The sequence below is a fragment of the Negativicoccus succinicivorans genome, from assembly GCF_014207605.1.
Classification (GTDB): Bacteria; Bacillota; Negativicutes; order Veillonellales; family Negativicoccaceae; genus Negativicoccus; species Negativicoccus succinicivorans.
In genome coordinates this window covers 50,092-62,401 of sequence record NZ_JACHHI010000004.1, presented here as the reverse complement: position 1 = coordinate 62,401, position 12,310 = coordinate 50,092, and the positions used below count along the sequence as shown (strand labels likewise).

General features: G+C 55.9%; 13 protein-coding genes. All 13 read right to left on the bottom strand.

Annotated features, from left to right (window positions below; translation table 11 throughout):
• Positions 1-26 precede the first annotated feature (26 nt).
• Genes lptB through HNR45_RS04990 form a run of 13 tightly spaced genes read right to left on the bottom strand, consistent with a single transcriptional unit; the run spans position 27 to position 12,107 of the window.
• A complete protein-coding gene (lptB, locus tag HNR45_RS05050) occupies positions 27-752 on the bottom strand; it encodes an LPS export ABC transporter ATP-binding protein (protein ID WP_159822313.1) in 726 nt (241 codons plus the stop codon).
• 1 nt (position 753) lies between these two features.
• Positions 754-1,461, bottom strand: coding sequence for an LptA/OstA family protein (locus HNR45_RS05045; RefSeq protein ID WP_159822315.1), 708 nt, complete (start codon positions 1,459-1,461; stop codon positions 754-756).
• Positions 1,458-2,003: an LPS export ABC transporter periplasmic protein LptC gene (gene lptC, locus HNR45_RS05040; protein ID WP_159822317.1), complete on the bottom strand. Its 546-nt coding sequence runs from the start codon at positions 2,001-2,003 to the stop codon at positions 1,458-1,460. The genes HNR45_RS05045 and lptC overlap by 4 nt, the downstream gene beginning before the upstream one ends.
• Entirely contained in the window at positions 2,000-2,920 is a 921-nt protein-coding gene (locus HNR45_RS05035) for a lysophospholipid acyltransferase family protein (RefSeq protein ID WP_159822319.1), read from the bottom strand. The genes lptC and HNR45_RS05035 overlap by 4 nt, the downstream gene beginning before the upstream one ends.
• 13 nt (positions 2,921-2,933) lie before the next feature.
• The gene (locus tag HNR45_RS05030; protein ID WP_034436694.1) at positions 2,934-3,467 is read right to left on the bottom strand and encodes a KdsC family phosphatase; all 534 of its coding nucleotides are present in this window, start codon (positions 3,465-3,467) and stop codon (positions 2,934-2,936) included.
• The gene (locus HNR45_RS05025; RefSeq protein WP_159822321.1) at positions 3,467-4,438 is read right to left on the bottom strand and encodes a KpsF/GutQ family sugar-phosphate isomerase; all 972 of its coding nucleotides are present in this window, start codon (positions 4,436-4,438) and stop codon (positions 3,467-3,469) included. Before HNR45_RS05025 ends, HNR45_RS05030 begins: the two co-directional genes overlap by 1 nt.
• Complete coding sequence (gene kdsA, locus HNR45_RS05020; protein ID WP_159822323.1) at positions 4,435-5,262, bottom strand: 3-deoxy-8-phosphooctulonate synthase; 828 nt, start codon at positions 5,260-5,262, stop codon at positions 4,435-4,437. The genes HNR45_RS05025 and kdsA overlap by 4 nt, the downstream gene beginning before the upstream one ends.
• The gene (gene kdsB / locus HNR45_RS05015) at positions 5,240-5,992 is read right to left on the bottom strand and encodes a 3-deoxy-manno-octulosonate cytidylyltransferase (protein WP_159822437.1); all 753 of its coding nucleotides are present in this window, start codon (positions 5,990-5,992) and stop codon (positions 5,240-5,242) included. Before kdsB ends, kdsA begins: the two co-directional genes overlap by 23 nt.
• Positions 5,989-7,107: a tetraacyldisaccharide 4'-kinase gene (gene lpxK, locus HNR45_RS05010; protein WP_159822325.1), complete on the bottom strand. Its 1,119-nt coding sequence runs from the start codon at positions 7,105-7,107 to the stop codon at positions 5,989-5,991. The genes kdsB and lpxK overlap by 4 nt, the downstream gene beginning before the upstream one ends.
• Complete coding sequence (locus HNR45_RS05005; RefSeq protein ID WP_159822327.1) at positions 7,091-8,422, bottom strand: 3-deoxy-D-manno-octulosonic acid transferase; 1,332 nt, start codon at positions 8,420-8,422, stop codon at positions 7,091-7,093. The genes lpxK and HNR45_RS05005 overlap by 17 nt, the downstream gene beginning before the upstream one ends.
• A 1-nt stretch (position 8,423) precedes the next feature.
• Positions 8,424-10,154 carry a lipid A export permease/ATP-binding protein MsbA gene (gene msbA / locus HNR45_RS05000; protein ID WP_159822329.1) on the bottom strand — a complete coding sequence of 577 codons (1,731 nt, stop codon included), beginning with the start codon at positions 10,152-10,154 and terminating at the stop codon, positions 8,424-8,426.
• On the bottom strand, positions 10,147-11,286 hold the full coding sequence (lpxB, locus tag HNR45_RS04995) for a lipid-A-disaccharide synthase (protein WP_159822331.1): 1,140 nt from the start codon (positions 11,284-11,286) through the stop codon (positions 10,147-10,149). The genes msbA and lpxB overlap by 8 nt, the downstream gene beginning before the upstream one ends.
• The gene (locus HNR45_RS04990; RefSeq protein ID WP_159822333.1) at positions 11,283-12,107 is read right to left on the bottom strand and encodes an LpxI family protein; all 825 of its coding nucleotides are present in this window, start codon (positions 12,105-12,107) and stop codon (positions 11,283-11,285) included. Before HNR45_RS04990 ends, lpxB begins: the two co-directional genes overlap by 4 nt.
• Between the last annotated feature and the right edge of the window lie 203 nt (positions 12,108-12,310).

Here is a 12,310-nt window from a genome sequence, read left to right as displayed (position 1 = left end):
TATCTTATCACATTTTTCCACAGCGTTTAGGTTAAGCGGAAATTCTCACCAAGATAAAACTTGCGCGCCAACGGATGTTCCGCCACCGTATTGGCATCGCCTTCAAGAAGAATTTTTCCTTCATTCAAAATGTAAGCGTGATCCACAATCGCCAAGGTCTCACGCACATTATGATCGGTAATCAGCACGCCGATATCGCGCTCCCGCAAATGGGAAATGACGGATTGAATATCCGCGACCGCGATGGGATCGACGCCCGCAAACGGCTCATCGAGCAAAATAAATTGCGGATCATGGCACAAACAGCGCGCAATTTCCACGCGCCGACGCTCCCCGCCGGAAAGTTGGCTGCCCAACCGCGTTTCCACGCGTTCAAGGCCGAATTCTTTCAGCAACGCGTTCGCCCGTTCATCGCGTTCCTTCGGCGTCAAATCCTCCCGCGTTTGCAAGATCGCCAAGAGGTTGTCACGCACGCTGAGCTTACGAAAAACAGATGCTTCCTGCGGCAAATAGCCGATGCCGTACCGCGCCCGTTTATGAATCGGCTCCCGCGTAATATCCGTGTCATCGACCGTAATCGTGCCGCTGTCCGGACGCACGATACCGACCATCATATAAAAGGTGGTGGTTTTACCCGCTCCGTTAGGCCCCAGCAGGCCGACCGCTTTGCCGCGTTCGACATGAACGCTGACGCCGTCGACCACGCGGCGCTTCTGGTAGGATTTCGTGAGATTATGAGTAGCGAGCCGCATCTTATCGCCCGCCGCTGATGACGAGCGTGCTGCGCCCCTTCGTTTCGACCGCCTGCTCTTTCAAGCGTACTTCCAGCGCCGGCCCGTTCAATGTGTTACCGTTCTGCACCGCATGCGCGTTACCCGTGAGCACGGCGAAACCGTCATCCGCGCCCGGCGTTTGCGTGTACGTGATCGCATCCGCCGTGGCTGCAAACGCCTGCGCCGGATGCGAAAGGCTGACTCCGCCCGTGCCGATCATGCGAATTTCATTCACATAGGCTTCGACGTGGCCCGCCGTCATTTCCGTACCCGGTACGGCCAAGTACGCATTGCCGTCAATCGTGCCGTAACCGTCCGACGGACGATAGGTGACAGTGGTTCCGCGCAAGGTGCGGTCATCCGCATGCATTTCCACGCCGCCCGACGCCGCCAGCGATTGATCGGCATAGGCCGTCACCGTGGCCGCGGTGAGCGAAGTCGCGCCGTCGACATAGGAAACGCCGCCGGACAGTGTCGCGCTTTGATCGGCAAAATGGTAAATGCCCTCGGCGCCGGTCATTTCCGCCGTGCCGCGCGTAATCACGACATTTCCCTTCGCCTGTGCCGTATCCTCATTGCCGTTATACGTCAGCGTATCCGCCGTAATCGTAGTATCGACCGCGCCGACGCTCCATGTCGTCATGACAAAAAGCGCAAGCGCCGTTGTTTTTATCCATCGTTTATTCATTGCGCTTCATCCCCCTTCACGAGCCGCACGTTGCCGCTTACCGTGGCCTGTCGCAACGCGCGATCGGCGACCAAATTGTCGCCGGTGAGTACCATGCCGTTCCGCTCAAGACGAATGCCGTCCGTCGCGGTGAGTTTACCGGTGCCGCCATCGTACAAAAGATTATTGACTTTGACATAGGTATCGTTATCGCTGCGAATTTCGACGCTTCCCATCAGCCGCACCGTTTTTTGTATATTATCGACTTCGCCTTTTTTTGCCTGGACATGAATTTGATGCGGACCGTCGCTGAATAACGCTTCCGCTTCTTCCAGGTACAAGACGCGCGTCTTTGGATTCATCATGATACGCTTGGCGGACAGTTTCCAAATCAATTCGCCATTTTCTTCCTGGTGAAGATCCGCGCCTTTAAATTCGACCAAGGCGGTCTCCTGATCCGAAGCCGGTTCCGGTCCGACGCCGAAAAAAGCGTACCAAATACCGCCGGCAAACAGCAACAGCGCGCCGATCGCCAACAGCCACCATTTCGGTTGTTTCATCATCGCACCGCCTCGTCTCCCCGATACCGTCGCATTTGTTCCGGCTCCGTCCACCAACGCCGCTGGACCCACAACCATTCCGGCGGGTAGCGGAGAATAAAATCTTCTATTTCCCGCGTACAACGCTGCATTAAACGGTCGACATCCGCTTGCTCGTCACCCGTGTCTTCATAGTAAAAGGGCTCGCCGATATGGATCACATGCCCGCTCAGATCTTCGCGGCGGCGAATAAACAACGGCACAATCGGCGATTTAAACCGACGCGCGAACACGGCCGGCCCCTCTACCGCGGACGAAACGCGATTCAAAAACATCACCGGCACGCCGTTGACATCGCCGTCTTTATCGGCTAAAAAGCCGAGAATTTTTTTGCGTTTGATCGCTCTTGCGGCGCCGATGATTTCGGAACCGCCGCTATGAAATACATCCAGTCCCGCCATCGTGCGGAAACGATTTAAAAGCGCCGTCACCGTGTCATTGGGCTGCCGTTTCGCAATCGTGGTGGTGGGAAATCCCGCCAGCGCAAGTCCCGCTCCGAGCCACTCCCAGTTGCCGATATGCGCCGTCAGACCGATCACGCCGCGTTGCTCCGCAAGCGCGGCATGCAAACGCTCGGGATGATCCATCGTAATATAACGTTCTAAATGCTCCCGTTCCGCCACGAGCCGCGGCGTATAAAGCACTTCGAGCGCCGTCATGCCGAGATGTTCAAAATGTTGCTGCAGTAACGGTTCGGCTTCTTCACGCGTGAGCGAAAGTCCGGTCATCATTTGGGAAAGCGCGCGATCACGCGGTTTTTTCAAGCGTTGTAAAACGGTCGGACCCAGCCAACGGCCGATCGCCAAAACACGTTCATAACGCATTTGGCAAAGCATTCGGCTCATCGTGTTCCAAAAAGTATACTCCGCGTTCACAGCCATCGTCCCTTCGTCCTTATACCGATTCTTCGCTGGACTGGTTTTTGTAAAATTGCACCAGTTCATCCCAACGGCCCTGTGCTTTCAGAACCATTTCAATCCATTCGCGCGCGGCGCCGTCACCGCCGTTGCGACTGGCAATCCAGTCGGCGCAATCCTGCACTTCCAACGCGGCATCGGCCGGCGCCGCCGCGAAGCCGACGCGCGCCAGCACGCCGAGATCATTCAAATCATCGCCCATGTAACCGATTTCTTCCCAGCTCCATCCTTCTTCCGCGATGATTTGGGAAAGCTCGGCCACTTTATTCTGCACGCCTTGCCGGCAAAACGCCACTTTCAGCTCTTCCCCGCGATGTTGCGTAATCTTGGAACTGCGGCCCGTGAGCAAGGCAATTTTCAATCCCGCGTACGGCGCCAGCGCCATCGCCAGGCCGTCACGAACCGAAAACGATTTCGCGAGCTCGCCGTCGTTGCCGATCTCGATCGTCGCCGGCGTCAGTGTGCCGTCGACATCAAATACTAAGAGCTTCAGTTTCTTGATATCCGCCATTATACTACCCCCTGCCGTAATAAATCGGTCAGATGCACCATGCCGATCGGCTGCGACGCGTCGCCGACCACCGGTAATACGGTAATCGGTCGCGGCTCATGACTCTGCATGACATGCAAGGCCTGCGCCGCTAGTTTTTCAGACGTAATAACATGCGGATCACGCGTCATAATTTCAGCCACCGAAACCTGTAATACTTCGGTTCCTTTTTCCAGCGCCCGACGAATATCGCCGTCGGTCACCAGACCCACCAATGCGCCCTGTTCATCAACGACTGATGTGGCACCGAGGCCTTTGGCCGTCATTTCAAAAAGCGCGTTTTGCACGGTTGTCGTCAAGACCACGACAGGGTTCTGTTCCTCTTTATGCATGATGTCAGCGACCGTCAACAAAAGTTTGCGCCCGAGTGATCCGCCCGGATGAAACAGCGCGAACCGATCCGCGGTGAAACCGTGCATTTCCATTAAGGCGATCGCCAACGCATCCCCTACCGCCAAGGCGACGGTGGTGCTGGTTGTCGGCGCCAAACCCAGCGGGCAGGCTTCCTCTTCCACGCTGACATCCAAAGTGATATCGGCGCGTTTTCCCAAGGTCGACCCGGGATTGCCGACGACGGCAATCAAGCGCGCGCCGATTCTGCGCAATGACGGCAAAATGCCGATGATCTCTCCGGTCTCGCCACTGTTGGAAAGCGCAAGCACCACATCATCTTCCGTTACCATGCCCAAGTCGCCGTGGATCGCCTCCGCGGGATGCAGAAAGAAGGACGGCGTGCCGGTGCTGGCCAGCGTCGCGGAAATTTTACGCGCGATATGTCCGGATTTCCCCATGCCGGTGACGACGATGCGCCCCGCGGCGTCATTCATCATGCGTACCGCCTCGGCAAACGACTCGTCCCACCGCGAGGCCAAGGCTAAAATGCCGGCCGCTTCCGTGCGCAGAACATGTTCCATCGTCGTTTGAATGGTCATCGTATTTCACTCCGTTTGACAATTTCAAAAATCGCTTTAAGATCGGTCAATAAGGCTTCCAAGTCGTCCAGGCGCAGCATGTTCGGTCCGTCGGAAAGAGCTTCGTCAGGATTGTCATGCACTTCCATGAAGAAACCGTCCGCTCCCGCCGCGGCTGCCGCCCGCGCGAGATACGGCACGAATTCGCGCTGCCCGCTCGAATGCGTACCCGCGCCGCCCGGCAACTGCACGCTGTGCGTCGCGTCAAAGATCACGGGGTAGCCCCATTGCTGCATGATCGGAAAGCCGCGCATATCCACGACCAGGTTGTGATAGCCGAAGCTTGCGCCGCGTTCCGTCAGCAACAGATTTTCATTGCCGGCTTCCTGCATTTTATGAAGCACGTTTTCCATGTCTTCCGGCGCCATGAACTGCCCTTTTTTGACGTTGACCGGCTTACCCGTCTTAGCCGCGCCGTAAACTAAATCCGTCTGCCGCGATAAAAACGCGGGAATTTGTAAAATATCCAAGACCTGCGCCGCCGGTTCCAGTTGCTCCACCGAATGGATGTCCGACAGGATCGGTACGCGCAGTTCCTCTTTCAGCTGCGCGAGAATCGCTAAACCTTTTTCCAGCCCGGGGCCGCGAAACGATTGGTACGAGGAGCGGTTCGCTTTGTCAAACGAAGCCTTGAAAATGTAATCAATGCCCAGTTTGGCGCAAATATCTCGGCAGGTTTCGCCGATTTTTTTGGTCCGTTCGTATTCTTCAATGACGCAAGGCCCGGCGATTAAAAACAGCCGACTTCCATCCAAGCGTAAATTACCGATCGTTACCGGTTTCATTTTGCTGTCCTCCTTCAAAATAAGCGCGCGCGCGCAGGAGATCTTCCAGTGTATCGATCCCGATTAACTTCTTCGTGGTTTCAATGACGCCGATCCGATAACCGTGTTCCAGCGCCCGCAACTGCTCCAACGACTCCGCTTCTTCGAGCGGTGTAGCCGGCAGATCGGCAAAGCGCAACAAAAAATCGCGGCGATACGCATAAATGCCGATATGTTTGCGCGGCTGATATTTATTTTCATGGCGCGGGTACGGAATGAGCGAGCGGGAAAAATAAATCGCTTCCCCCCGCAAATTGGTGACCAGTTTGACCGCATTCGGATTTTGCCAATCCTCTTGCGCCAGCGGCGCCGACACCGTCGCCATGGACCATTCCTCGGCCGCGGCCAGACGTGTCGCCAACTGATCAATCAGATCCGGCGCGATCAGCGGTTCATCGCCCTGTACATTGACGATGATTTCGCAGTCGTCCAGCTGCTGCGCCACTTCCGCCAGTCGATCCGTCCCCGTGGCATGGTCGCGACGCGTCAAAACCGCCGTGCCGCCAAATTCTTCCACCACTTTTTGAATCCGCTCGTCGTCCGTCGCGACAATCACCGCAGCGGGCACGTTCGCTTTTTTCGCCTGCTCATAGACGCGCTCAATCAACGGTTTGCCGGCAATATCCAATAGCGGCTTACCCGGCAAGCGGGTCGAGCCGTAACGCGCCGGAATAATACAGGCGGTTTTTATCGACCGGTTTCCCATTCGTCCTCCATGTGTTCCCAAAACTCATTTTCGCCCGCCGTCGCCGTCAGTTCCATCGGCAGGACATACCAGAATGATTCACGAAGCTGCAATACCTGTAATTTTACTGCATCTTTTTCGCTGACAATAATCCCCTGCGCTCCCGCTTTCATGGCGGTTCCTTCCGCGTGGCGAATATCGTCCTGCGTATACATGTGGTGGTCCGGGAGCCGCAAATGATCATGCGCGACCAAGCCCGCGGCCGCCACCGTCGCTTCAAAGGAAGCGGGATTACCGAGAGCGCATAATGTAATGAAACGGCGCGGCAGTGCTTCCTGCTCCGCGGTTTCGCCATTCCGCCACTGCGCATAGCGTACCGGCTGCAAGGGGCGATGCTCCGTCCAAAGCAGCGGCACATGCGCGCGGAAATGCTCCAACACGCCCGCTATTTTCTCCCGTTCCGCCTCGGTTACCAGATCACTTTTGGTGACCACATACGCATCCGCACGTTCCAAATGCTCCAACGGCTCCCGCAATAATCCGCGCGGCAACACGCGTCCGTTGCTGAACGGATTGGTGGCATCAATCAAGACGATATCGTAATCGCGTCGCAAGGGCCAATGCTGAAATCCGTCATCGAGCAAAATGACTGTCGGATGCAATAATTTTTCGACCTGCGCGCCGATCACGGCGCGGTTTTTGCCGACCGCCACAATGACCCCCGGCAGAGTTCGCGCCAAAAGGTAAGGCTCGTCTCCCGCCTGCTCGGCATTGAGCAGAATCTCGGCGCCGTTGCTGACAATCGCGCCGGTATTTTCACTCGCGCCGCGGTAACCGCGACTTAAAATCGCGACCCGCTCGCCCGCTTTTTGCAAGCGCCGCGCCATGTACTGCACAAACGGCGTTTTGCCGGTGCCGCCCGCCACAATATTGCCTACGCTGATGGTATAGGCATGCAAACGATGTTGTTTAAGGTGCCCCGCTTCATACATGGATGCCCAAAAATTAACGCTCCAGGAGTAGATTCGCTCCACTCCGCCTAAGGTCGTCAATAATGCGCGATCACCGATCGACTTCGGTCCGTTTTTAAAAAGTTCCGTTGCTTTACGCTCTATGCTCACTGCGTTCGGCTCCTTTCCAATGAAGCGGATCCCGTTCGGTTAACGCGCAAAAAGCATCCACATTGCGCTTGGTCGCGCCTTGATTTTCTTCCACTAATCGTAACGCGGCCGCCCCCATTTGCGCAAGTCGCTGCGGCTCGGACAAAAGGCGCAGCAAATCGCGCGTGAGATTTTCCGCGCTCGTCATTCGGCAAGCGCCTTCGCTATGCAACAGGGCGAAAATATCTTTGAAATTGAACATATGCGGTCCCACTAAAATGGGTTTGCCGTGCGCCGCCGGTTCCAATATATTGTGGCCGCCGACTTTGACAAAGCTGCCGCCGACGATCACGATATCCGCCAAACTGTAAATGCGTCCGAGTTCGCCGATCGTATCCAGCACGAGTACGGACACCGGCGCGTCCGTTTCGGCATGGTATTCCGTACGCCGCGCGCCGACGAAACCGTATTTTTGCACCAATTGCAATACCTTGGCCGCCTCCGGAATCTGCCGCGGCGCCAAGATCAATTTCGCGTCGGGATACTGCCGCCGCACGTCGCCGAAGCTCGCCAGCAAAATTTCATATTCGCCTTCATGAAACGAACCCGCCACGATGACCGGATGCGCCTCGCCGATACCGAATTCATGACGCAGTTCGTCGCGTTCCGCCGGAGTGACTTCGGCATATGTCTGATCATACTTGGTATTTCCCGTCACCTGGACACGCTCGGGGTCCGCGCCCATTTCTTCAATGTAGCGGGCGTCCGTGTGGGATTGCATGCAGAACCAGCGAATTTGCGCCAGCATGCGGCGGGTAAAACCTAAAATCAGGCGGTACCGTTTCATGCTGCGGTCACTGATTCGACCGTTGACCATCATGACCGGAATTTCATTTTTTTCCGCCACTTGCAAAAAGTTCGGCCAAAGTTCCGTTTCCACCAAGAGGATCGCTTTCGGCTTGACGATATTGACGATGCGCTCCGTAATGATCGGTAAATCCACCGGGAAAAAAATGTGCGCATCCGCTTCGGGAATAATCCGTTCCGCCATGCGGTGACCGGTCGCGGTGACGACCGACACAATCACGGTCTCTTCCGGCAGACGCTGCTTTAATTCGCGCACAATGGGACTGGCCGCCACAATCTCGCCGACGGAGGCCGCATGCACCCAAATGCCGTGGCAGTTTTCAATGCTCGTCAGTACCGGCTGAGGCATGACGCCCGCGCTCTGCCGTAAGCGGTCATAAAACCCTTCTTCAAAGAGCAGGCGATAGATCAATACCGGCACCAGCAACAGCCAATACAGCACCAGACAAATATTGTAGAACCAGTACATACTATTTCTCGTCTCCCTGTAAGCGTAACGTGTAAAGGTTGTAGTACATACCGTGCAGCGCCAATAAGGATTGATGCGTGCCGCTTTCCACAATGCGGCCGCGATCAATCACTAAAATGTGATCGGCATCCTGAATCGTCGTCAGCCGGTGCGCGATAATAAACGCGGTGCGACCGATCATCAGACGTTCCAGCGCCGCCTGTACCAGCTGTTCGCTTTCCGTATCCAAAGCGGACGTGGCTTCATCTAAAATAAGAATCCGCGGATCTTTCAAAAGCGCCCGCGCGATCGCGATGCGTTGCCGCTGACCGCCGGAAAGCACGAGCCCCCGATCGCCGATCGGCGTTTGCAACCCCTGCGGCAGCTGGCGGACAAACTCTTCCGCATTGGCGGCGCGTACCGCCGCCTCCACTTCTTCCGCCGTCGCGTCTAAGCGACCGTAGCGAATGTTTTCTTCAATCGTCGTATTGAAAAGAGCGGTATCCTGCGGCACGATGCCGATCTGCTCACGCAATGACGCCAACGTCACATCGCGGATATCATGTCCGTCAATTTTGATCGCGCCTGCCGTCACATCGTAAAAGCGCGGGATCAGGTTGGCGATCGTCGATTTTCCCGAACCGCTCGGTCCGACCAACGCGATTTTTTGGCCCGGCTCGGCATGAAAACTGATGCCGGACAGTACTTCTTTGGAGGGTTCATACTGAAAATGAACCGCGTCAAAAACCACATCGCCGCGCAGTACGGGAAGCGCGATCGCATCGGCTTTTTCGCGAATGTCCGGCGTTTCGTCCAGCAACGCGAACACGCGCTCACCGGCTGCCATCGAACGCTGAATATCGCCGTAAAGCGCGCTTAAACGCCGCACCGGATTGGCTAAATTAATGGCGTAAATCAAAAACGCGATCAGTTCACCGGCGGTCAATTCCCCGTCGATAACGCTCCAACCGCCGTACCAAATAATCGCGGTGACGGCAATCGCCGCGATAAATTCGACGATCGGGGAAAGCTGGCTCGACTGCCGCGCCGCTTTCATCGCCGCGCCGAAACTCGCCTGATTGATCTGACGGAAACGGGCGATTTCATAATCTTCACGGAAAAACGATTTAACTACGCGAATACCGCCGATCGTTTCCTGCAGATGCGAAGTCACATCGGCGATGCGTTCCTGCATCATATGGCCGCTTTTTTTCAGTTTTCGACCAAAATATTTGATGGTGATGCTGACCAACGGAACAATAATGATGCAAAGTAACGTCAGCCGCCAATGTAAAATCACCATGCCGACCAGCGAGCCGATCAGGATAACGCTTTCCTTGACAATGTTGACGAAATTATCGACAATCGCGGTCTGCAGCGCGCCGATATCATTCGTCAGGCGGCTCATCAGGCTGCCGGTTTTGCGCGTATCAAAGAAACGCAACGATAAACGTTGCACCCGCGCGTAGACTTCATTGCGGATATCAATAATCACGCGGTTCGCGATGTAACTCATCAGGTAGCCCTGTATATAGGAAAACACGCCGCGCAGGAAAAAGAGCACCAAGATGCCGAGCGCGATCCAGTTCAATGCCACCAAGTTTTTCGCGGCCAGTACGTCGTCAATGATGTTACGAATGATCCACGGCACGGCAAGCGTGGTAAGCGCTCCCAAAATCATGGCCAGGATGGCCGCTACCCCGCGCCGCCAGTACGGCACTACGTAATGTAATAAACGTGCGTAATCAGTCATTATTTTCCTCAGCGATTCGTATGATAAGGTCAGCCACACGACCGACCGCGCCGGGCGCGCCCAATTTTTCTCGCACCATGGCTAAATCGTCCCGCAGGCGACGAGATGCTTCCTCATCCCGCCACCATGACGCCACCGCGTGCGCCAAGTTTTCGGGCGTGACATCCTGCTGCAAAAATTCCGGGATCACTTCCCGCCCGGCCACAATATTCGGCAAACCGATATGCGGGGTTTGCAAGACCCGCCGACCGAGCCAATAGGTAAGCGGCGCCACTTTATAGCAAAGCACGGTCGGCAATCCGAGCAGCGCGGTTTCCAAGGTCACCGTTCCGGAGGCGGCCAATGCGGCATCGCATACCGTCATCAAATCATGCAGATGCGACGTCGTCATTTGAATATCCAATTCGGTCTCGGCCAAAAGCGGCGCAAGCTCCGCCTCGGAAATCGTGCTCGCGCGCGGCAACCAACATTGGAGCGGAAATTCTTTCGCCAAAAGCTCCGCGGCGGTCAGCATGGTCGGCAGCAGACTTTGCACCTCCTGCCGACGACTCCCCGGCAACAGCAACAGTTGCTTTTTGGCGGGATCCATTTGAAAATAAGCGCGGGTTTCATCCTGCGACCATTCCGGCCGCACCAAATCCACCAGCGGATGACCCACAAATTCTACGCGAGCGCCGTCTTCCCGATACAACGGCACATCCATCGGAAAAATAGAGGCCACCGCCGCCGTATCCCGCGCAATTGCTTTGCCCCGCGACCGATGCCAAGCCCAAATCGTCGGAGCGATATAGTAGACCACCGGAATACCGAGCTCTTTTTTGACGGCTTGCGCGAGCTTCATATTAAAGCCCGGATAATCCACGCAGACGACCACATCCGGCTGCTGGCGGCGAATGGCTTCCACCAGTTCCGAACGCAACCGAAAGAAAAACGGTAATTTGCGAATAATTTCCGCAATCCCGATCACCCCCAGGTCCGCGATATCATGCACGACCGTCACGCCGGCGGCGCGCATTTCCGCGCCGCCCATCCCCTGCATTTCAAGCGCGGGAACGCGCTCTTTGAGCGCGCGAGCGACGGCGGCCGCATGTAAATCTCCGGAGGCCTCACCGGCCGAAAAAAATACTTTCATCGGGACAACGACTCCGCGGAAACAGCGCAGATCGCCACGCCTTTTTGATCGGCGAGCGCGATGACTTCTTCCTGCTCCACAAATAAAGTGCGTTGCGCCTCAATCGCAAGCACCGCGCCCTTGTGTTCCAGAAGCGAATGCAATGTTGTCAAACCGATCGCGGGCACGTCAAAACGCACGTCCTGTTGCGGTTTCGCCGTTTTAACGACCACCGCGCCCTGACGCGCCAATGCGCAGCCGCGCATAATGCAGGCATCCGTGCCTTCGATCGCTTCAATCGCCATCGCGGCTTGGCGCGCGACGACAACCGTCTGGCCGATATCGAGCGCCCCGATCTGTTTGGCCAACGCGAAACCGAAGCGGATATCATCCCACTCCGCCGCGGTCGGCTGCCGTTTCGTGAACACTTGCGGCGCCGGCATCAACGGCGTGAGATAGCGCGTCTGATCCAAAACGGTGACGCCGATGTCCGCCAATTCGTCAACCAATGCCAGCATAATCGTATCATCTTTACGATCCCGTACCCGCCGCAAAAATTGCAGCGCGCGCCAATCCGGGATGCCTAAATTACCATATAAAATTTCTTTGGTGACTTTGCCGAGCATCGTCGCCTCAGTCACGCCTTCCCGTTGCAGCGTTTTCAGTATCGAACCCAGTTTCGTGATTTTAATCTGATAAAACTGATCTGACTCTTGCGCCAACTCCGGTTCTACCGCATCGACGACGGCAATCGTCACGACACGTTCCCCCAAGCGCTTCGCCTCGCGCAAAAACGTCACCGGCAATTTGCCGATCCCCGCCAACAAACCGACTGTCGCCATAAACTCCCCCTTTTAACTTAGTTTATTTTATCACATTTAGCCCCGCAATATGTGATTGCTGCGACAATACGGGCCATCCGTCGCGAATCCTCAGAAAACTTTCATCCGCGCATACAGTTTTCCGTGACGCACGGGCCATATGTGCGTTACCCGTTCTATACATCGCTCCATTTTGCGCAATAAAAAACCACCTCGGCATCTGC